Here is an 18943-nt window from a genome sequence, read left to right on the forward strand (position 1 = left end):
TTTATTTGTGTTGGCTTTAACGGAGGATTAACGTGTTTAAGATTAGATATTTATTAAATTTATATAATGTCTAACCTGTAAATAAAAGAATCATGCCAAACAAAAGCCCAGGCCCGCAAATCAAAGACAGGGACCAATACGAAGCATTACGTGACAAAGGCTATAGCAAGCAGAAATCAGCACGAATAGCGAATAGTGAAGGCGCTGAAAAAAGGGGAGGCCTTGCCAAAAAATATGAAGACCAGACCAAAAAGGAAATTTATGACCAAGCTAAAAAAGTAGGAATAGATGGTCGTTCAAAAATGACTAAAGCCGAACTGATAAACGCACTTCGAACTAATTAGGGCAATAGGCCCCATAATTTACGGATGCCTAAAATGCTATTTAGAAAGAAAGAATTGGAAGTGCGAAGTATGAAATGTTCTTTCTCTTGTTCTTTTCTGAAAAAAACAAAACCCCATTGGAAAGTGTCAATCGTGACCGTAACCTTTGGATGTTTTTTTATGACTTCCCATGCTTCTTCCATGCCAGACGACCAGTGAATGTCGTCAAAAATCCAGACGGTTTCGTTATTCACCGTTGAAAGGAGTGATTCAAAATAACTTAAAGTGGCCAATTTGGAATGATTGCCATCAAAATAAATTAAATCAAAACTCCCGGATTTTACGGTTTCGGTTTCCAGATAGGATTCAAATTGGGAAATTATAGAATCGATATTGAAATCAAATTCCTGAAATTGCTTTTGGGCAATCTTTGCCGTTTCAGGGCATCCTTCCAGACTTGTGATTTTTGCCTTCGGATTTCCTAAAGCCAAAGCAGAACTTGCCAAACCAAGTGAAGTCCCAATTTCTAAAATGTTTTCGGGTCTAAAATAGTTTACAATCCGAAACAAAAGTCGGGCATCTTTTCTTGAGATTCCTGCGTTTTGGGCAATCTGATTAATTGCCCGTGTATTGGATTTGAAAACTCTTGAACCGGCTCCAAAGTCAGTAACTTCAATTGTGCTTTTATTTTGCAGTAATGAATTACGATATTTTTTCAGAGTGTCATAAGCTCCATATTCTTTTTTGTCATAAAAGCATTTTCTAAGCAAATCAAACACAAATGGCGAATGCACACCATGTGAATTGTTTGAGTACCATAGAAATGCCAGATATGATTTCAAAAGATGCATACCGTACTGATTATCCTTCCATCTTGGCAGAAAGTTCAAACCATCGTTCTTCTTTTGCTTCGATTTTTAAAATTATGTTTTGAAGCTCCTTGGCTTTTTTCTCAATATCAGCGTCGGCTACCTTTCCTTCAGAAAACAGCTGTTCGATTTTGATTTTATCAATTTCCAGATCCTTGATTTCACGCTCAATTTTCTGATATTCTTTCTGCTCGTTAAAAGTAAGCCCAGAAGAAACGTTTTGCTGTTTCCAGTTGTTTTTTTCTTTAACGGTATCGTCTTTAACAGGCTCAACACTATCTTCATAAGCCCGGAAATCAGAATAGTTGCCTGGGAAATTTTCGATGACACCTTCGCCCCGGAAAATAAACAAATGATCTACAATTTTGTCCATAAAATAACGGTCGTGCGAAACAACCAATAGGCATCCCGGATAGTCAAAAAGAAAGCTTTCGAGTACGTTTAATGTCACGATGTCTAAATCGTTAGTTGGCTCATCTAGAATCAAGAAGTTTGGATTCTGAATAAGTACCGTACAAAGATAAAGTCGTTTTAGTTCACCACCGCTTAATTTTTCTACATAGTCGTACTGCTTTTTACTGTCAAAAAGAAAACGTTCCAACAATTGCGAAGCTGAAATGATTTTGCCTTTCGTCAGCGGAATATATTCACCATATTCTTTAATGATGTCGATTACACGTTGGCCAGGTTTAGGATTGATACCGCTCTGCGTATAATATCCAATCTTAATCGTGTCACCAACGACTACTTTTCCGGAATCAGGTGGAATTGTTCCGGTCAAAACGTTTAGGAAAGAAGATTTTCCCGTTCCGTTTTTTCCAATAATTCCAATTCGTTCGCCACGCTGGAAATCAAAACTAAAATTATCTAAGATGGTCTTGTCGCCAAAACGCTTAGTGATTTTATGGAGTTCGATGATTTTACTGCCCATACGTTCCATGTTGATCTCAAGCTCAACCTGGTTTTCCTTACGACGACTTTCTGCCTTTTGCTTGATAACATAAAAATCATCCTGGCGTGACTTTGATTTCGTAGTTCGTGCTTTTGGCTGTCGGCGCATCCATTCCAATTCTTTTTTGAAAAGGTTTTGTGCTTTATCGATACTTGAGTTTTCTGAAGCAATTCGTTCTTCTTTCTTTGACAGATAATAAGAATAATTGCCTTTATATTGGTAAAGCTTTCCATTGTCAAGCTCTATGATTTCATTACACACACGTTCCAGAAAAAAACGATCGTGCGTTACCATAAACAAAGTGATGTTTTCTTTGGCAAAATAACTTTCCAGCCATTCAATCATCTCCAGATCCAAATGGTTGGTCGGCTCGTCCAGGATTAGCAGATCCGGACGGTTGATTAGGATAATAGCCAGCGAAAGACGTTTCTTTTGTCCACCAGAAAGATTTTTTACTTTCAGTTTAAAGTCTTCAAGTTTCAATTTAAACAATATCTGTTTGAATTGAGTCTCGAAATCCCAGGCATTGAACTGATCCATTCTATCAAAGGCTTTTTGGTATGCCTCTTCATCTTCCGGATTTTCCAATGCTTTTTCGTATTGGTGAATCACATCTAACACCTCATTGTCGGATGCGAAAATGCTTTCTTCAATGGTCAATTCGTCTTGTAGGTTGTTGTTTTGCGATAGAAAAGCCATTTTGATGTCTTTTCGAATGACAACCTGGCCAGTGTCCGATTCGTCATCACCATTGATAATTCTCATGATAGATGTTTTGCCCGAACCATTTTTTGCTATAAAAGCAATTTTCTGGTCTTTATTGATTCCAAACGAAATGTCTTTGAAGAGTGTGCGCTCGCCAAAAGATTTTGAGATATTTTCGACTGATAAGTAATTCACTGTAGAAATTTTTTGCAAAAGTAACTTTTTAAAACCAAAACAGAAGCGAAATTAATTTTCAGGCAAAGATGCAGAGTCGTAAAGTTTTTAAAGAGGAAAGAATTGAAAGCAAATAAAAGTAGTTGCTAAATCTGTGTAATCATTTTAATCTGTGGCTAAAAGAACAAAAGTTCTTAATCAAAGAAGAACATATTTCCAGATTTGATATATTTATATTGAATTAGCAAATAAGAAACTATGGATATACTACAGGAAATAGATAATTTTTATTTGAAACAACCAGAACCTCATCAAAGTTGTCTGTTGGCTTTGAAAGATATTATACTTTCACAAGGCACAGAGATTACCAATGTGCTGAAATATGGCATGCCTATGTTTTGCTACAAACAAAAAATGTTTTGCTATTTGTGGGTTCATAAAAAATACAAACAGCCCTATATCGGTTTTGTAGAAGGGAAACATTTAGATTATCCCGAGTTGTTGGCCGAAAAGCGTTCGCGAATGAAAATATTGCTGTTTGATCCCAATCAAGACCTTCCAATTGAAAAGATCGAAAATATTTTGAAAGAAGCGATTGATTTATATAAGTCAGGTAAAATAGCGTTAAAGAAGTAGTCTGGCTATTTAAGGTGGGAAAACTTTTGCTATATTCGTGAAACCTAAATATTTGGAAATGAAAAAAATATGGTTTTTGCTTTTTATTTCGATAAGCATGCAGGCTCAGAAAGGATATCCTACTCCTACAATAACAGATGATCATTTGTTTTACATACAGCATAGTAAAAATCACAATACGTTTGTTTATGAAGCTAACTTTGATGGCAAGAAGTTTGACGATTCTGAACCCATAAAAATCCATAGAGTAGCTTATACCAAAGGCGGCGTAAAAGAAGAACTTACTAAAATACAACGGAAATTGGCTTATGGTGTAGATGTACACAAGTTAAAAGAAAACCATTATGAGTTTACCTTGGTTTCTTATCCGGATAAGAAACTTTATTTAGAATTAGGAACGAAAGACAAACCTCAGGTAAGGACGGTTATAAATGGCAAAAAAATGATACTCGCTAAAATGTATCTTTCCATGGAAGAATCGAGTAGCCTAAAGCCAAAAGTGGAATATATTGATTTTTATGGTGTAGATCCAGAAACCAAAAAAGAAATCAAAGAACGCTTTTTTATGAAATAACAAGGCTTTATTGCTGCCTTTCGAGTCGCATTTCCATTGGAACAATCTAAAAACTGCTTATATTTGCTCAATGCAGTTATCCGTTATCATTCTTAACTACAATGTCCGTTATTTTCTTGAGCAATGCTTGTTGAGCGTTCGGGAAGCAATTCACGGACTTGATGCTGAAATCATTGTTGTTGATAATAATTCTCCCGATGACAGTTGCCAAATGATAAAAGAACGTTTTCCGGATGTGATTCTAATTGAGAATAAGGAAAATGTCGGTTTCCCAAAAGGGAATAACATTGGCGTTGAGAAAGCCAAAGGAGAATATGTATGCATATTGAATCCAGATACTGTAGTTGCAGAAGACACATTCACTAAAATAATAGCATTTGCCCGAAACCAGACCGATTTAGGAATAATAGGATGCAGGCTAATTGACGGAACGGGTAATTTTTTACCGGAATCAAAAAGAAGTATCCCGACTCCCTGGGTTTCTTTTACAAAAATATTTGGACTGTATAAGCTGGCGCCGACTTCTAATTGGCTCGGACGTTATTATGCAGGCCATTTGCAAGAAAGCCAAACAGGAAAAGCAGATGTTTTGGTTGGCGCTTTTATGGTTTTAGAAAGAACGCTTTATACTGAAGTGGGCGGATTTGATGAACGGTATTTTATGTATGGAGAAGACATTGATTTTTCATATACCGTGCTTAAAAAAGGAAAATCGAATTACTATTTCCCTGAAACCAGTATTATTCATTACAAAGGTGAAAGTACGGTAAAAGACGGGACTTATATGAAGCGATTCCAGAAAGGAATGGAATTATTTTATCAAAAAAATCTTAAGGCATCAGTGTTTTTTATGCTATTTATGAAATTAGGAACACTTTTCTTTTCTTTCATAAAAATGTTCCGGGGAAAGCCAAAACAAAAAACAAAGCCGGAAAATTATATTTTTATTTCGGACAATGATATCCTCAAAGAAAAATTACAGAATACACTGAAAAAAAATATTCAAATCCAGAAATTTGAAAACCAAAAAGCAGTATTTTCGCAAACGTTTTCGGGTTTAGGCTCAGTAGAGGTAATTTTAGATGCTGATTATCTCACGTTTAAAGAGTGCATCTCAATTATGGAAGCGAACAAGGATAAAAATCTGACATTTAAGATTTTACCTAAAGACTCAGACTTTATCATTGGAAGCAACAGTAATAACGAACGAGGAGAATTTGTTCTGTTTTAAATAGAAATCTCCATTACTTTAGAATGTAAATAGTTGTGTTTAAAAAAAGTCTTGTAAAATTATATAATTCATGGCATAACCTGAAAATTATCACTAATTTTGCAAGCAGAAAATAAAAATTCACCATTAGGTTAGCAATATGGCAAAATTTGAATTGAAACTTCCAAAAATGGGAGAAAGCGTTGCAGAAGCAACAATTACCAACTGGCTAAAAAAAGTAGGCGATCCAATTGAAGCTGATGAAGCTGTATTGGAAATTGCAACCGATAAAGTAGATTCAGAAGTGCCTTCTGAAGTATCTGGAGTTTTGTCTGAAATCCTTTTTAACGTTGACGATGTTGTAAAAGTAGGTCAGACAATTGCTTATATCGAAGTATCGGGAGGTGTTGCTGTAGAAGCACCAAAAGAAGAAGCTCCGGCTTCAGTAGCTGAAATTGAAAAAACAGTAGAGACTGCACAACAAGCTGTTGCTGCTCCACAAGATTTTTCAGGTTCAGATAAATTCTTTTCTCCTTTGGTTAAAAATATTGCCAAAGAAGAAGGAGTTTCTGTTGCAGAACTAGAATCAATTCAAGGTTCTGGTAAAGATGGAAGAGTAACAAAAGATGATATATTAGGCTATGTTGCCAATAGAAAAGAACCAAAAGCAGCGAGCCAGCAAGCTCCGGCTCCGGTTTCGGCAACTCCGGCAGCAAGTACTCCTGCTCCTAAAGCAGCAACAGCAGTTCCTGTTTCTGTAAATGGAGGCGATGAAATCGTTGAAATGGACAGGATGCGAAAACTGATCTCTGGCTATATGGTGGCTTCGGTACAAACTTCAGCTCACGTACAGTCGTTTATTGAAGTCGATGTAACCAACATTGTGAAGTGGAGAGACAAAGTGAAAAATGCATTCGAAAAGAGAGAAGGTGAAAAACTGACTTTTACGCCAATTTTCATGGAAGCTGTAGCCAAAGCATTGAAAGATTTCCCAGGAATGAACATTTCTGTCGATGGCGAATTTATTATCAAAAGAAAAAATATCAACCTGGGTATGGCGGCTGCCTTGCCAAACGGTAACCTAATCGTTCCGGTAATCAAAAATGCTGACCAGCTAAACCTTGTTGGAATGGCAAAAGCAGTTAATGATTTAGGAAACAGAGCCAAAGCAGGTAAATTGAAACCAGACGATACACAAGGTGGAACTTATACAGTTACTAACGTAGGTACTTTTGGAAGCGTTTTCGGAACACCAATCATCAACCAGCCACAAGTAGGAATCTTGGCTCTAGGAGCTATCCGAAAAGTGCCGGCAGTTATTGAAACTCCAGAAGGTGATTTCATCGGAATCCGTCAAAAGATGTTCCTTTCTCATAGTTATGACCATCGTGTTGTTGATGGTGCTTTGGGTGGAAGCTTTGTAAAGCGTGTTGCTGATTATTTAGAAGCATTTGATGTCAATAGAGATTACTAATTGACTTAGTTTATAAAAAAAAGAAACCTCTCAAACGAGAGGTTTTTTTATGGGATAAATTATGCTATTCAATAATTAATGATGCTGTGGTCTCACGAATAAATACGATGGCATCAAAATCAGAACCTGGCAGTATAGGCAATGCTCTGTCATTTGTCCATACAGAATAAATGTTGGTGATTTTGTTTTTGGTTTGTGTAAAAGGATTTGATTTCTTTGAATTAAAAGAAATAAAGATTTGGCCGTCTTTTGCTTTGGAAAATAATCCCGAGAAAGTATCTGGGGCTGATTCAAAACTATGTTTAGTGATTTTACCTTCTGCAATCACGTTCACGCTTCCTTTATAAGTGTCAAAGCCTAAAGCATAATATTTAGAACCCAATTCTTGTTTTAGATAACCGCCCATTGCTTCTACTTCGGCCATAGTGATATCTTTTGCGATATGTACATTATGGCTCCAGATAATTGCTTTTGATGCCTCGCTTTTTTGTGTTTTAATAATTATTTCGGCCATGCCTTTGTCTCTCGTAAGAGGATCGTGCCAAAAATCTTCGCTGTCAAATCCAAAAAGGACTACTTTTTTAGCCGCTGTCTGACCTTGATTGTATTCTTTTATCCACTGGAAAAGATCAAAAATTTCCTGTGCATTGTAGAGCATTAGTGATTTCATCAGCGTTTTCAGATCGCCGTTTCCATTTTGGAGATAGTCATTAATAGGGCTGATGTTAGTTTGAGTAAGTTCAAAACCAAGCAGTCTGTAATTGCTGTTTGTGATTAGATACTTGATGATGTGTGCCTTCTGGATATAAAACTCATGGGTTCCGTGGGAAGCCTCTCCGAGCCCGAGAATCGTTTTTTCGTTTAATTCCGAATCCAAAAATGAAAAGTTTTTGGATTGTGAGTTTTCAACTAAAGGAATCGAATTCTCGTTTATCCATTGTAGTGTTTTGTTTTGCGAATGGGCAAGGAAACTTGAAATAGTAAGGACAAACGTAATGAGTATTCTTGTTTTCATGGTAGAGTTGTTAATTACCGGAGGCATGAAGTAAATCTAATGAAAAACGCAGAAGGAGTAGTTTTTTTCTTCATAAATTTTTGAAGACCTTAGAAAATAAGAAACTGAAAATAAAAGGATTTGATGTTTGTTGCTTGCATAAACAGTAAATTTTAGAGCAAAAATTCAATTCAAAAACCGTTATCTTTGCAGTCCATAAAAACAAGAAAATGGAACTTAAACTGACAAAGCCAATCTGTTTCTTTGATCTCGAAACCACAGGAATCGATATCAGTAAAGATAGGATTGTAGAAATATCGATATTTAAAGTCTTCCCTAACGGAAATAAAGAAAGCAGGACTTGGCTGGTTAATCCAGAAATGCCTATTCCGCCGCAAACAACAGCCGTGCATGGAATTACAAATGAAAAGGTAGCTAACGAACCTGTTTTTAAAGAATTGGCAGCTACAGTTCATAACATGATAAAAGATTCTGATTTGGCAGGATTCAACTCTGACCGATTTGATATTCCATTATTGGCTGAAGAATTGTTGAGAGCAGGACTCGATTTTGATATGAAAAATCGTGTAGCAGTAGACATTCAGACTATTTTCCATAAAAAGGAAGAACGTACTTTAAGTGCTGCTTATAAATTTTACTGCGGACTAAGTCTTGAAAATGCGCACTCTGCCGAAGCAGATACTATGGCTACCTATGAAATCCTAAAAGCACAATTAGAACGATATGATGACCTGCCGCAGGACATGAGATCGCTTTCTGAATATACGACCCGAAAAAAATCGGTTGATTTTGCTGGATTTATCGGTTTGGACAAGGATAACGAAGAAATTTTTACGTTTGGTAAGCACAAAGGAGCCAAGGTTGAAAAAGTTCTTGAGGCCGAACCGGGTTATTTTGGATGGATTCAAAATGCCGACTTCCCATTGTATACTAAAAAGGTACTGACAGCAATCAAGCTAAGAAAACTGAATAATAAACTGAGCTAGCTTTTAAGCGCCGAAAACAGGACTTATGAAAATAATCTGCGTTGGAAGAAATTACGCCAAGCATATAGAAGAACTGCAAAATGAAAGACCATCGGAACCGGTAATTTTTCTTAAACCGGATACCGCAATATTGCCTAAAAATTTTCCTTTCTTCTTACCGGAATTTAGTAGCGATATCCATCATGAAGTTGAAATTCTGGTGAAAATAAACAGGGTAGGGAAGCACATTGAGCCTAAATTTGCGCATAAATATTATGAAGAAATTGGTTTAGGGATAGACTTTACAGCCCGTGATGTTCAGACCGACCTTAAAGAAAAAGGACTTCCGTGGGAAAAAGCCAAAGCATTTGACGGTTCAGCAGTCATTGGAGAATTTTTACCGAAATCTGAATTCAATTCACTGGAAAATCTTACATTTGAATTGACCAATAATGGAAAATCAGTCCAAATTGGCAATACAAACCAGATGCTCTGGAAAATTGACGAATTGATTTCCTATGTTTCGCAATATTTTACGCTGAAAATAGGTGATATCATATTCACAGGTACTCCGGAAGGAGTTGCAAAGGTCAATCCAGACGATATTCTTGAAGGATATTTAGACGGACATAAATTATTTAGAATACAGGTAAAATAATGGCTATACACTATAATCTGGCAAAAGTCTACGAGATTTCAGATAACGACAGCGAATTCGTTCAGGATATTATAAACCTTTTCGTGACTGAAGTTCCTGCCGACCTGAAGAATGTAAAAGAAGGAATAAAAGAGAAAGACTATAAGATGGCTTACGCATTTGCTCATAAAATCAAGCCTACTCTTGATTTGCTGGGAATGACTGTCGCTTTTGAAGAAATTCTTCTTGTGGAAGATTGGACAAAGCGAGAAGGAAAGAAAAAAGAAATCAAGGATACTTATAAAAGTATTGCAGACAAAGTCGAAAAGGCAGTAAAGGAAATCAAGAAAGACTTTAACTTGTAATTCTGACTGCAAGCCTGAAAAATCAAAATCCGTGAAAGCAACCGTAGTAACTATAGGAGATGAGATCCTTATTGGACAAATCATCGACACCAATTCTGCTTTTATTGCAAAATCATTAGACAAGATAGGGATTGATATCCACGAAGTCATTTCTATAAGTGATAGCAGAGAACATATTTTGGAAACGCTGGAACGCCTCCAGAATCAAGTTGATTTGGTGATTTTTACTGGCGGCTTGGGACCAACCAAAGATGATGTTACCAAAAAAACGCTATCCGACTATTTTGAAGACCAATTGGTGGTAGACGAGAAAGTCCTTGCTCATGTAACCGAACTGATAGAAGGTTTCTACAAGCGTCCGATATCCCAAATCAATAAAGACCAGGCTCTAGTTCCCTCAAAAGCCACAGTCCTATTTAATAATGTAGGAACAGCACCTGGAATGTGGCTCAAAAAAGAAAATACCGTTTTTGTTTCCTTGCCTGGCGTGCCTTATGAGATGCAATATCTTGTAGAGAATAGAGTAGTGCCTAAGGTAATCGAAGAATATAAACGACCTTTTATTATCCATAAAACAATTCTTACCTATGGGCAAGGAGAAAGCCTTGTTGCGGAAAGGATAGAAAATTGGGAAAATAATCTCCCGGAATTTATAAAGCTTGCCTATCTGCCAAGTCCGGGAAGAGTAAGGTTGAGATTGTCTGCACGTGGCACTGACGAGCAGTTTCTGAAAAAAGCTATAGAAGAAAACACAGACTCGCTATCAAAAATCATTGGGGATATCATTGTAGGATATGACGAAAATGAAACGATAGAAGTGGTTCTTGGCCGATTACTAACCAAAAATAAAATGACAATAGCTACTGCCGAAAGTTGTACCGGTGGAAAAATAGCCCAAATGATGACTTCAATTCCGGGTTCATCAGCTTATTTCAAAGGCAGTGTAGTGAGTTATGCTACAGAAGTCAAAGTAGAAGTGTTAAAAGTGCCTCAAGAGCTTATTGATGCACATTCTGTCGTAAGCCGTGAAGTAGCAATTGAAATGGCATTAGGTGCTCAGAAGCTGCTAAAAACAGATTATGCCATTGCTACTACTGGAAATGCGGGTCCTGAAAAAGGAGATTCTCCGGCTGAAGTAGGTACGGTTTTTATTGCACTGGCAACACCTTATCCGGCTCCGGATAACATCATCTGTGAAGAATTTAATTTTGGGCAACCGCGTGAAAAAGTCATTGATAGGGCTGTAGGTAAAGCTTTTGAAATGCTTCAAAAAGAAATCTTGAAAATCAGATAAGAATTTTTTAAGCATTTGGCATCGTTTTTGGTCTTTTCTGAGAAATTTACATTTTCGTTCACGAATAATTTTTTAATCCCCCTTTTTTAATACATTAAAAAAAAATCAATTATTTTTTATGAGAAAACTTTACTTTACCATTGCTGCAACTCTCACCGCAGCATTTGCTTTTGCTCAGGCTCCAACAGGAAATTTGACTATTTTTTCAGAAGACGGAGATCCTTTCTTTCTTGTGCTGAACGGAGAACTGCAAAATGACATTCCGCAAACCAACATCCGCATTGAAGAGCTGAATCAGCCGTATTACAATGCCAAAATACTTTTTGAAAACAAGTCTCTTGTAGAAATAACAAAAAAGAATCTGGCTATTGCAGATGTGGATGGCGAATACATGGATGTTACCTATAAAATAAGGCGAGATAAAAACAATAAGAATAAGCTTAAGCTTAATTTTTTCTCTGAAATTCCGGTAGATCGCCAGTATAGAGCTCCAAAAAATGTTCATGTAGTGCATTATGGCGCTCCACAGCCTGTAAGTACAGTATCGCAAACTACAACCACAACCACTGTTGGAAATACAGGAATGGGAGTAGGAGTAAGCGTAGGAGGAGTAGGTGTGAATGTCAATATTAAAGAGCCAAATGGCGTTTATACAGAAACAACCACTACAACAGTAACGCATTCTGGTCAGCCGCAGGTTAATTATGACCCACCGCTAATTAAAAAAGGATGCAACAATAAATATCCGATGGGTTCAACTGACTTTAACAGTGCGCTGACATCTGTAAAGAAACAAGGTTTTGACGAAACCAAGCTAAAAGTGGCGAAACAGATTGTTTCTGCAAATTGCTTGGATGTAAATCAAATAAAACAAATCGCTAATACGATCAGTTTTGAAGAAAACAAATTAGATTTTGTAAAGTTTGCCTACGATTATTGCACGGAAAAGAAAAATTATTTCAGGCTAAATGATATATTTTCGTTCAGTACAAATGTAGATGATCTAACAGAATACATCCAGAATAAATAGAACCTATAATTTGAAATACAGGATTTTTGCCTTTTATAGGCTGCATATGGAATCGAAAAAGATTTTGAAAAAAAAGGAGTAGAATGTTTTGTAAATACAGTTTATTTTTTGTTTCTTTGCACCCTGATTTTGAATAACGATAAAAGATAAGCATAATGTCAAGAGTTTGTGACCTTACAGGTAAAAGAGCGATGGTTGGAAATAATGTTTCCCACGCGATGAACAAGACTAAGAGAAAATTTTCTGTAAACTTAGTTAAGAAACGTTTTTATCTTCCTGAAGAAGATAGATGGATTACTCTTAGAGTAGCTGCATCTACAATAAAAACTATCAACAAAAACGGGATTGCTGCAGTTTTGAAAGAAGCTAAAGCTAACGGATTTATTAAATAATAATCCTTCCTCTAAATATATAGCAAGATGGCAAAGAAAGGTAATAGAATTCAAGTAATTTTAGAGTGTACAGAGCACAAAACTAGTGGTCAGCCAGGTACATCAAGATACATAACAACAAAGAACAAAAAAAATACTCCAGATAGATTAGAGATTAAAAAATTCAATCCAATCTTGAAGAGAGTAACTGTTCATAAAGAAATTAAATAATTATTAGTCATGGCAAAGAAAACCGTAGCAACGTTACAGACAGCTTCTAAGAGATTAACAAAAGCTATCAAAATGGTAAAATCTCCTAAAACTGGTGCATACACTTTCGTTGAAAGCGTTATGGCTCCTGAATTAGTTGAGGATTTTTTGAAAAAGAAATAATCATTTAGACATTATATAGATAAGCTACTTTCATTCGGAAGTAGCTTTTTTATTTTTATATTTGTTCAAAATTTAAGGAAAGTACTCTTTGTAGTTGTTTTCTTGAATTTTTGGATTATTAGGAAGACCAAAATCTAATAAGCCGAAAAAATCTAACGAATCACAAAATGAGTTTTTTTAAAAAAATATTTTCATCAGAAAAAAAAGAAAGCCTTGATAAAGGTCTTGAAAAAACAAAAACATCTTTCTTTTCGAAGCTTACCAAAGCTGTAGCAGGAAAATCAAAAGTTGATGATGAGGTTTTAGACAATCTGGAAGAAGTTCTGGTTTCATCAGATGTAGGCGTAAATACGACATTGAAAATCATTGGTCGTATTGAAGAGCGTGTTGCTAACGATAAATATTTGGGTACTGATGAACTAAACCAAATTCTTCGTGAAGAAATTGCAGGCCTATTGTCTGAAACAAATTCTGGAGAAGCTACAGAATTTGAAGTTCCTAAAGACAAAAAACCTTATGTCTTGATGGTAGTAGGCGTGAATGGAGTTGGAAAAACAACTACTATTGGAAAACTGGCTTACCAATTCAATAAAGCAGGATATAAAGTCGTTTTAGGTGCTGCGGATACTTTTAGAGCAGCAGCAATCGATCAATTGCAGATATGGGCTGACAGAGTTGGTGTTCCTATCGTAAAACAGCAAATGGGAAGCGACCCGGCTTCCGTAGCATTTGATACATTGCAATCAGCGGTTTCTCAAAATGCTGATGTTGTCATTATTGATACTGCAGGACGTTTGCACAATAAGGTAAATTTGATGAACGAATTGACTAAAGTAAAACGCGTAATGCAAAAAGTAGTAGCTGACGCCCCACACGATGTTCTTTTAGTACTCGACGGCTCTACCGGACAAAATGCTTTTGAACAGGCAAAACAGTTTACAGCTGCAACAGAAGTATCGGCACTTGCTGTTACTAAATTGGACGGAACTGCAAAAGGTGGTGTTGTAATTGGAATTTCTGACCAGTTTCAAATTCCTGTAAAATACATAGGCGTAGGAGAAGGTATAGAAGACTTGCAAGTATTTAATAAAATTGAATTCGTAGATTCTTTCTTTAAATAATTTTTGCAATACAACTTTAATAACTTCTTTGATACTGAGTGATATAAGTTTAAATCTTAAGTATGCATTTAGTTAATAAAAGTGTTTAATGGCCTTTTCAATACATAATGTAAAACCGCTTCATCTTTATATTTTATTTGTACTGCTGATTTTTATTTCAACATTTTTTGAAGGCAAAGTACAAGTAGTCTATTACTTGTTTGTTATTTTGGGTTGGGCCTCATTTTTTATGGCTGTCCGAAATTTTTTCAGGCAAAGAAAAAGCCCCGTAAAAAAGGCCAATACCAGAAAGAAATAAAAATAAATGCGCTAATTGATTAGCGCATTTATTTTTTCCCACAAAACTTCATCAAAGTCGGATAAGGCTAAATTGACATTGTCTGCCGCCTCGCCCATTCGGACGATTACCATTTTTTTGCTAGGGACTACGTAAATTTTTTGATCATTTTTGCCCAACGCCATAAACATATCATTTGGACCTTCTGGTATTATGCCTCCTGGAAACTGTATTTGTGTCTGTGGTAAATGATAGCTGGACTTTCCGTTTAGCCACCATAAATATCCATATCCCAGATTAATGTTTTGGGATGTATTTGTCGCAGTATTAAAATAGTTTTCATTCAATACTACCTCATTATTCCATTTTCCTTTATTGAGCATCAGGAGGCCAAAACGAGCCATACTTCGGGTAGTACTCCAATACACACTGTTGTTTCCCGATTGGATCCAGGCACCATTCATTCCGATTTTGTCTCTTAGTTTTGTGTTGAAATAACTGTTGAAGGTTGTTGATACGGCAGAAGCTACAACATCTTGCAATTTTACATAAACGTTGTGATAGGCCCACCGTGTTCCTGCATCTGCTCTATAGGTAAGGCACTCAGGGGCTACACAATCACCATTATCAATGTCTTCAAGTCCGGAAGTCATAGTCAACAAGTGTTTGTTTGTAATCAGGTCTTCTTTTGCCAGAGGAAGGCTTGTCCACCCACGACCTAGATAATCTGAAACTTTATTATTGCTATTAAGATGGTTTTCCTGTTCTGCAATTCCGACCATGGTTGCTGTTAATGTTTTTCCAGCGCTTGCCCAATACCAATTGGATGAAGCAGAATGGCCATTAAAATAATTTTCCATGACAATCTTGCCGTCAACCAAAATAATAAAGCCTTTAGTGTGCTTTTCTTCCAAATAGGTAAGGAGCGGAGCAACTGCATTCTCATTCCATCCTAATGAATTCAATGATTTTGTTTCCCATATGGCACTTTGTTCCAGAGGAGGAAAGTATATTATTGATTCCGTAGGATTGGATTCATTACTTTCAGAACTACAGCTAATTAAAGCTAGAATAAAGAGTAAAGGGTAGCCTATTTTTTTCATAAGGATAGGGTTTACTATATAGACTTTAAAAATACCAAATAGTTTAAACCGGAAACTTTTTTTATCATAGCAAATAGTAGTAATTTTATTTTTTAAAATAATGAGATGAAAAAAGGAATTTTATTACTGTTTGCAGCAGTGATTACCATGGCTTGCAGCCAGAAAGCGTCAAAAGAAGATGCCAAAAAAATAAATGGCTATTGGGAAATCGAAAAGGTGATTATGGCTGACGGTTCAAAAAAAGAATATAAAATCAATACAACCTATGATTTTTTTGAAATTGGGAATGATTACAAAGGTTTCCGAAAAAAAGTAAGTCCGCAGCTTGACGGGAAATTCTTGACAGATGATACTTCTGAAGCCGTTGAAATCATAGAAAAAGATGGCAAGATATATTTAGATTATAAAACAGAATATGCAAAATGGGAAGAAGAACTAAAATCGATTTCTGAAAACCAAATGACCATTGTTAATCCGCAAAAAATAGAATACCAATATAAAAGAGCAACCCCAATAAACCTGCTAGATGGCAAAGAGACTAAATAATGAAAATTCTGTAGGCGACGTTCTGAAACACATCATAGAAGCAAACAAACTGCAAACCGGAATTGACCGTATTGCAGTAAAAGAAGCATGGATATCTTTGATGGGCAATGGCGTGAATAGTTATACTAAAGATGTTGTTTTAAGGAACAACACGCTCTATGTAGAACTTACTTCGGCTGTATTGCGCCAGGAATTGAGTTATGGGAAAGAAAAAATCATAAAGATGATAAACGAGGAATTCCGCCGTGATATCGTCAAAGAGATTGTCTTTAGATAGAATTAGGAATAAAGCAAAAAAAATCCGTTTCAATTTGAAACGGATTTTTTTATTTATTGTATTTCGATTAGAACTGCTCTCTTCCTGAAAAGTGGAAAGCACCTTCGATAGCAGCATTCTCATCGCTATCAGAACCGTGAACAGCATTTTCTCCGATTGATTTTGCATATTTCTTACGGATAGTTCCTTCAGCAGCATCAGCAGGATTAGTAGCACCAATAAGTGTTCTGAAATCTTCAACAGCATTTTCTTTTTCCAAGATAGCTGCTACAATAGGACCTCTTGTCATGAATTCAACTAATTCTCCAAAGAAAGGTCTTGCACTGTGAATTGCATAAAATTGTTGAGCATCAGCTACAGTCAATTGAGTCAATTTCAAAGAAACAATTTTAAAACCACCTTCAGTAATCATGTTTAAAATTCCACCGATGTGTCCGTTTTCAACACCATCAGGCTTAATCATTGTGAATGTTCTATTCGTTGCCATTATATTTTTTTTGTTTAGATTTGGCGCAAAAGTAGTGTTTTTGACAGAAAACGAAAAACAATCGCAAGAATTAGCGACAGAAATTTTTGTATTCCTGACAAAACAAAAAGAAACGGATTGCTTTTGCAGATTTTATAAAAGGAACTGCTAAAGAATTACGATTTTGAATTCCTGCTCTAAAGGTTGCAATTCTTCGAATAATTTATCTATAAGTGTCTCTCCGTAGCCCAGATAGAATTCAGAGAAATTTATAATTCTTTCCTGTAAACTCTGGTTAGGAAATAATTCATTTTGCAAATCTGAAATCCGCTCCAGTTCTTCCTGATGTTTTTTCTTTTCGGCCTTCAATAAGCGTTTCTCAAGATTTTCCAAACCTTTTATTTGTTTTACTTCCTGAGCTTTTACCGCTCCTGTAAAAGATTTGTCTGTCTGTTCTGCTATTTTATTAAGATTGTCAAACTGCTGTCTTAAAAACGCTTTCTGTGCGGTCAAGTCAATTGAAAACTCTGAAAAAGATTTCACTTTAGTATTCATTAAATCCTGTTGTTTTGAAAACAAGTCTTTCCATGACAAATTAAGCTTGTCTGCTTTTTTGGCTTGCTTTTCAGTAGCCAGAAGAACAGAATTCCTCAAGAGCAAAATTGGGAAAGGAACATCAGAAGCTTCAAAATAAGATTTTAGTTCCAACCAATAAGCTAATTCGCCGCCACCGCCAATATAACAAAGATTAGGAAGAATGACTTCCTGATACAGAGGGCGCATAATAACATTAGGGCTAAATTTTTCAGGATGGTTTTCCAACAATTTCAGGATTTCAGTTTCAGTAAACTTTAAGTCTGTGTTGTTCACATAATAGAAACCGTTTTGAAGAATAATTCGTTCACGCAAATCATTTTCAATATAAAAAAGGTTGATTTCGCGTGGATTGACCTGAATATTATAATCCTTCAATTTTTCAGATGTTTCCAAAACTTTTCTATGGGAAGTTTGTTTTAGAAGTTCTTCCTGGGCATAAGGAGCGAAATGTTTCTTCAATTCGGCAATATCTGCATCTAATATCACCAAACCGGTTTTTCCGAATAATTCATTGGCTAAAAACCGTGTCGCATCTGCCAGATTATTATGACGGACATACGATTCTTCGAATAGTTTTTTTAAATATTCTGCATTTTTTCCAATGCCTAATTCCAATGAAAAAACCTCAAAAACTTCTTCTAATCCTTGAGTTGACAGTCTTCCAACTGGTCCGCCACTTTCTGTATTCCAACGAACTTTTTTTCCATGCAGGTTGAAATAATTAATTTCTTCAAAGTCATGGTCCTCGGTTGCCATCCAATAAATAGGCACGAAATTATACTCGGGATATTTTAATTTTAATTGCTTGGTAAGATTGATTGTAGAAACAATCTTATACAAAAAATATAAAGGCCCGGTAAAAAGATTGAGCTGGTGTCCGGTTGTGACCGTAAATGTTTTTGGGTTTTCCAAAGCCAGTATGTTCCATTTTGTCAGGTCCGAAACAGCTAGGTTTGAATATTGTTTTTCTAAAACAGAAACTAGAGTTTTACGTTTTGCAATATCCGAATTGAAATTCTTTTCTTTTTCAAAAAGCTGTTTTTCGAAATTTTCTAAAGATGGAAATCGGTGATAAAGCGACTGTATGTCTGGATTTTGATTTAAATAATCATTGATTAAAGAAGTAAAGTAACCAGATTCTTGATAGCTGATACAGTCGGTTGGCATAGTTGGTATTTTTTTGTAAAAATAAATAAAATAACAGCATGAGTGATTAGTTTAACAAAAGCGTAAGAAAGGGGATAATTGATAGTGGATAATTGATAGTGGGTAGTGGATAGTTGGGAGTGGATAGATGAAAGTTGAAAGTGGATAGTTGAGAAAGTGCTGAAGTTGAAAGTGAAAAAGATAAAGAGATAAAAGTTAGATAGTTAGTGAGAGTGCTAGTTGAAAAAAAAAACAAAAAATAAAGCTTTTCATTGCGTATCTGAATTTTCTTTTCGAAATTTCACCTTAGCACCTTAGCACCTTAGCACCTTAGCACCTTAGCACCTTAGCACCTTAGCACCTTAGCACCTTAGCACCTTAGCACCTTAGCACCTTAGCACCTTAGCACCTTAGCACCTTAGC

22 protein-coding genes are annotated in these 18943 nt (G+C 35.9%); 16 read left to right on the forward strand and 6 right to left on the reverse strand.

The genetic code is table 11. The features are described 5' to 3' along the window. Positions 1 to 92: 92 nt before the first annotated feature. Complete coding sequence (locus FJA49_RS18105; protein WP_140002948.1) at positions 93 to 344, forward strand: DUF7218 family protein; 252 nt, start codon at positions 93 to 95, stop codon at positions 342 to 344. Here FJA49_RS18105 and FJA49_RS18110 read toward each other — a convergent pair. Both FJA49_RS18110 and FJA49_RS18115 read right to left on the reverse strand, forming a co-directional pair. Further along, the gene (locus FJA49_RS18110; protein WP_140002950.1) at positions 341 to 1174 is read right to left on the reverse strand and encodes an O-methyltransferase; all 834 of its coding nucleotides are present in this window, start codon (positions 1172 to 1174) and stop codon (positions 341 to 343) included. The two genes, FJA49_RS18105 and FJA49_RS18110, sit on opposite strands and share 4 nt — an antisense overlap. Positions 1175 to 1184: 10 nt before the next feature. Next, positions 1185 to 3044, reverse strand: coding sequence for an ABC-F family ATP-binding cassette domain-containing protein (locus FJA49_RS18115; protein WP_140002952.1), 1860 nt, complete (start codon positions 3042 to 3044; stop codon positions 1185 to 1187). Between the two features lie 237 nt (positions 3045 to 3281). On the opposite strand from FJA49_RS18115, the gene FJA49_RS18120 reads away from it, so the two are divergent. The 4 genes from FJA49_RS18120 to FJA49_RS18135 all read left to right on the forward strand — a co-directional run bounded on the left by FJA49_RS18120 (position 3282) and on the right by FJA49_RS18135 (position 6917). Further along, the gene (locus FJA49_RS18120) at positions 3282 to 3659 is read left to right on the forward strand and encodes a DUF1801 domain-containing protein (RefSeq protein ID WP_140002954.1); all 378 of its coding nucleotides are present in this window, start codon (positions 3282 to 3284) and stop codon (positions 3657 to 3659) included. Positions 3660 to 3717: 58 nt separating this feature from the next. Further along, a complete protein-coding gene (locus FJA49_RS18125) occupies positions 3718 to 4233 on the forward strand; it encodes a DUF4833 domain-containing protein (protein ID WP_140002956.1) in 516 nt (171 codons plus the stop codon). Positions 4234 to 4303: 70 nt separating this feature from the next. Then, complete coding sequence (locus tag FJA49_RS18130; protein WP_140002958.1) at positions 4304 to 5464, forward strand: glycosyltransferase family 2 protein; 1161 nt, start codon at positions 4304 to 4306, stop codon at positions 5462 to 5464. A 139-nt stretch (positions 5465 to 5603) separates the two neighbouring features. Beyond that, on the forward strand, positions 5604 to 6917 hold the full coding sequence (locus FJA49_RS18135) for a dihydrolipoamide acetyltransferase family protein (protein WP_140002960.1): 1314 nt from the start codon (positions 5604 to 5606) through the stop codon (positions 6915 to 6917). Positions 6918 to 6981: 64 nt separating this feature from the next. Here FJA49_RS18135 and FJA49_RS18140 read toward each other — a convergent pair whose 3' ends face one another. After that, the gene (locus FJA49_RS18140; protein ID WP_158629503.1) at positions 6982 to 7932 is read right to left on the reverse strand and encodes an erythromycin esterase family protein; all 951 of its coding nucleotides are present in this window, start codon (positions 7930 to 7932) and stop codon (positions 6982 to 6984) included. 209 nt (positions 7933 to 8141) lie between these two features. Here FJA49_RS18140 and FJA49_RS18145 point away from each other — a divergent pair, with 209 nt between their 5' ends. The 9 genes from FJA49_RS18145 to ftsY all read left to right on the forward strand — a co-directional run bounded on the left by FJA49_RS18145 (position 8142) and on the right by ftsY (position 14108). Beyond that, on the forward strand, positions 8142 to 8918 hold the full coding sequence (locus FJA49_RS18145; RefSeq protein ID WP_140002964.1) for a 3'-5' exonuclease: 777 nt from the start codon (positions 8142 to 8144) through the stop codon (positions 8916 to 8918). A 25-nt stretch (positions 8919 to 8943) separates the two neighbouring features. After that, positions 8944 to 9555, forward strand: coding sequence for a fumarylacetoacetate hydrolase family protein (locus FJA49_RS18150; protein ID WP_140002966.1), 612 nt, complete (start codon positions 8944 to 8946; stop codon positions 9553 to 9555). Further along, positions 9555 to 9899 (forward strand): Hpt domain-containing protein, encoded by a 345-nt coding sequence (locus FJA49_RS18155; RefSeq protein WP_140002968.1) that lies wholly within the window; start codon positions 9555 to 9557, stop codon positions 9897 to 9899. Before FJA49_RS18150 ends, FJA49_RS18155 begins: the two co-directional genes overlap by 1 nt. 31 nt (positions 9900 to 9930) lie before the next feature. Next, positions 9931 to 11193: a competence/damage-inducible protein A gene (locus tag FJA49_RS18160; protein ID WP_140002972.1), complete on the forward strand. Its 1263-nt coding sequence runs from the start codon at positions 9931 to 9933 to the stop codon at positions 11191 to 11193. Between the two features lie 118 nt (positions 11194 to 11311). Further along, on the forward strand, positions 11312 to 12223 hold the full coding sequence (locus FJA49_RS18165; protein ID WP_140002974.1) for a DUF4476 domain-containing protein: 912 nt from the start codon (positions 11312 to 11314) through the stop codon (positions 12221 to 12223). 155 nt (positions 12224 to 12378) lie between these two features. Next, positions 12379 to 12615, forward strand: coding sequence for a 50S ribosomal protein L28 (rpmB, locus tag FJA49_RS18170; protein WP_056069897.1), 237 nt, complete (start codon positions 12379 to 12381; stop codon positions 12613 to 12615). A gap of 27 nt (positions 12616 to 12642) precedes the next feature. Then, positions 12643 to 12825, forward strand: a complete 183-nt coding sequence (rpmG, locus tag FJA49_RS18175; protein ID WP_056069900.1) for a 50S ribosomal protein L33 — start codon at positions 12643 to 12645, stop codon at positions 12823 to 12825. Positions 12826 to 12834: 9 nt separating this feature from the next. Further along, positions 12835 to 12987, forward strand: coding sequence for a DUF4295 domain-containing protein (locus tag FJA49_RS18180; protein WP_140002976.1), 153 nt, complete (start codon positions 12835 to 12837; stop codon positions 12985 to 12987). Positions 12988 to 13154: 167 nt separating this feature from the next. Beyond that, positions 13155 to 14108 (forward strand): signal recognition particle-docking protein FtsY, encoded by a 954-nt coding sequence (ftsY, locus tag FJA49_RS18185; RefSeq protein WP_140002978.1) that lies wholly within the window; start codon positions 13155 to 13157, stop codon positions 14106 to 14108. 309 nt (positions 14109 to 14417) lie between these two features. On the opposite strand, the gene FJA49_RS18190 is transcribed toward ftsY, so the two are convergent. After that, complete coding sequence (locus FJA49_RS18190) at positions 14418 to 15488, reverse strand: serine hydrolase domain-containing protein (protein WP_140002980.1); 1071 nt, start codon at positions 15486 to 15488, stop codon at positions 14418 to 14420. 105 nt (positions 15489 to 15593) lie between these two features. On the opposite strand from FJA49_RS18190, the gene FJA49_RS18195 reads away from it, so the two are divergent. Together FJA49_RS18195 and FJA49_RS18200 are read left to right on the forward strand one after the other, a co-directional pair. Then, positions 15594 to 16034: a hypothetical protein gene (locus tag FJA49_RS18195; protein WP_140002981.1), complete on the forward strand. Its 441-nt coding sequence runs from the start codon at positions 15594 to 15596 to the stop codon at positions 16032 to 16034. Then, positions 16015 to 16311: a DUF721 domain-containing protein gene (locus FJA49_RS18200; protein ID WP_140002983.1), complete on the forward strand. Its 297-nt coding sequence runs from the start codon at positions 16015 to 16017 to the stop codon at positions 16309 to 16311. Before FJA49_RS18195 ends, FJA49_RS18200 begins: the two co-directional genes overlap by 20 nt. Before the next feature lie 67 nt (positions 16312 to 16378). Here the strand turns inward: FJA49_RS18200 and FJA49_RS18205 are convergent, their stop codons facing one another. Together FJA49_RS18205 and bshC are read right to left on the reverse strand one after the other, a co-directional pair. Then, the gene (locus FJA49_RS18205; protein WP_140002985.1) at positions 16379 to 16798 is read right to left on the reverse strand and encodes a nucleoside-diphosphate kinase; all 420 of its coding nucleotides are present in this window, start codon (positions 16796 to 16798) and stop codon (positions 16379 to 16381) included. A gap of 147 nt (positions 16799 to 16945) precedes the next feature. Then, on the reverse strand, positions 16946 to 18541 hold the full coding sequence (bshC, locus tag FJA49_RS18210; RefSeq protein WP_140002987.1) for a bacillithiol biosynthesis cysteine-adding enzyme BshC: 1596 nt from the start codon (positions 18539 to 18541) through the stop codon (positions 16946 to 16948). Positions 18542 to 18943 lie beyond the last annotated feature (402 nt).

This window comes from Flavobacterium microcysteis, assembly GCF_006385255.1.
Taxonomy (GTDB): Bacteria; Bacteroidota; Bacteroidia; order Flavobacteriales; family Flavobacteriaceae; genus Flavobacterium; species Flavobacterium microcysteis.

Excerpts from the sequence above, each read along its gene's own strand:
- FJA49_RS18165 (WP_140002974.1), top strand. The coding sequence starts at position 11,312 with ATGAGAAAACTTTACTTTACCATTGCTGCAACTCTCACCGCAGCATTT.
- FJA49_RS18190 (WP_140002980.1), bottom strand. The coding sequence starts at position 15,488 with ATGAAAAAAATAGGCTACCCTTTACTCTTTATTCTAGCTTTAATTAGC.
- FJA49_RS18105 (WP_140002948.1), top strand. The coding sequence starts at position 93 with ATGCCAAACAAAAGCCCAGGCCCGCAAATCAAAGACAGGGACCAATAC.
- bshC (WP_140002987.1), bottom strand. The coding sequence starts at position 18,541 with ATGCCAACCGACTGTATCAGCTATCAAGAATCTGGTTACTTTACTTCT.
- FJA49_RS18155 (WP_140002968.1), top strand. The coding sequence starts at position 9,555 with ATGGCTATACACTATAATCTGGCAAAAGTCTACGAGATTTCAGATAAC.
- FJA49_RS18130 (WP_140002958.1), top strand. The coding sequence starts at position 4,304 with ATGCAGTTATCCGTTATCATTCTTAACTACAATGTCCGTTATTTTCTT.
- ftsY (WP_140002978.1), top strand. The coding sequence starts at position 13,155 with ATGAGTTTTTTTAAAAAAATATTTTCATCAGAAAAAAAAGAAAGCCTT.
- FJA49_RS18125 (WP_140002956.1), top strand. The coding sequence starts at position 3,718 with ATGAAAAAAATATGGTTTTTGCTTTTTATTTCGATAAGCATGCAGGCT.
- FJA49_RS18135 (WP_140002960.1), top strand. The coding sequence starts at position 5,604 with ATGGCAAAATTTGAATTGAAACTTCCAAAAATGGGAGAAAGCGTTGCA.
- FJA49_RS18120 (WP_140002954.1), top strand. The coding sequence starts at position 3,282 with ATGGATATACTACAGGAAATAGATAATTTTTATTTGAAACAACCAGAA.
- FJA49_RS18145 (WP_140002964.1), top strand. The coding sequence starts at position 8,142 with ATGGAACTTAAACTGACAAAGCCAATCTGTTTCTTTGATCTCGAAACC.
- FJA49_RS18200 (WP_140002983.1), top strand. The coding sequence starts at position 16,015 with ATGGCAAAGAGACTAAATAATGAAAATTCTGTAGGCGACGTTCTGAAA.
- FJA49_RS18110 (WP_140002950.1), bottom strand. The coding sequence starts at position 1,174 with ATGCATCTTTTGAAATCATATCTGGCATTTCTATGGTACTCAAACAAT.
- FJA49_RS18180 (WP_140002976.1), top strand. The coding sequence starts at position 12,835 with ATGGCAAAGAAAACCGTAGCAACGTTACAGACAGCTTCTAAGAGATTA.
- FJA49_RS18150 (WP_140002966.1), top strand. The coding sequence starts at position 8,944 with ATGAAAATAATCTGCGTTGGAAGAAATTACGCCAAGCATATAGAAGAA.
- FJA49_RS18205 (WP_140002985.1), bottom strand. The coding sequence starts at position 16,798 with ATGGCAACGAATAGAACATTCACAATGATTAAGCCTGATGGTGTTGAA.
- rpmB (WP_056069897.1), top strand. The coding sequence starts at position 12,379 with ATGTCAAGAGTTTGTGACCTTACAGGTAAAAGAGCGATGGTTGGAAAT.
- FJA49_RS18140 (WP_158629503.1), bottom strand. The coding sequence starts at position 7,932 with ATGAAAACAAGAATACTCATTACGTTTGTCCTTACTATTTCAAGTTTC.
- rpmG (WP_056069900.1), top strand. The coding sequence starts at position 12,643 with ATGGCAAAGAAAGGTAATAGAATTCAAGTAATTTTAGAGTGTACAGAG.
- FJA49_RS18195 (WP_140002981.1), top strand. The coding sequence starts at position 15,594 with ATGAAAAAAGGAATTTTATTACTGTTTGCAGCAGTGATTACCATGGCT.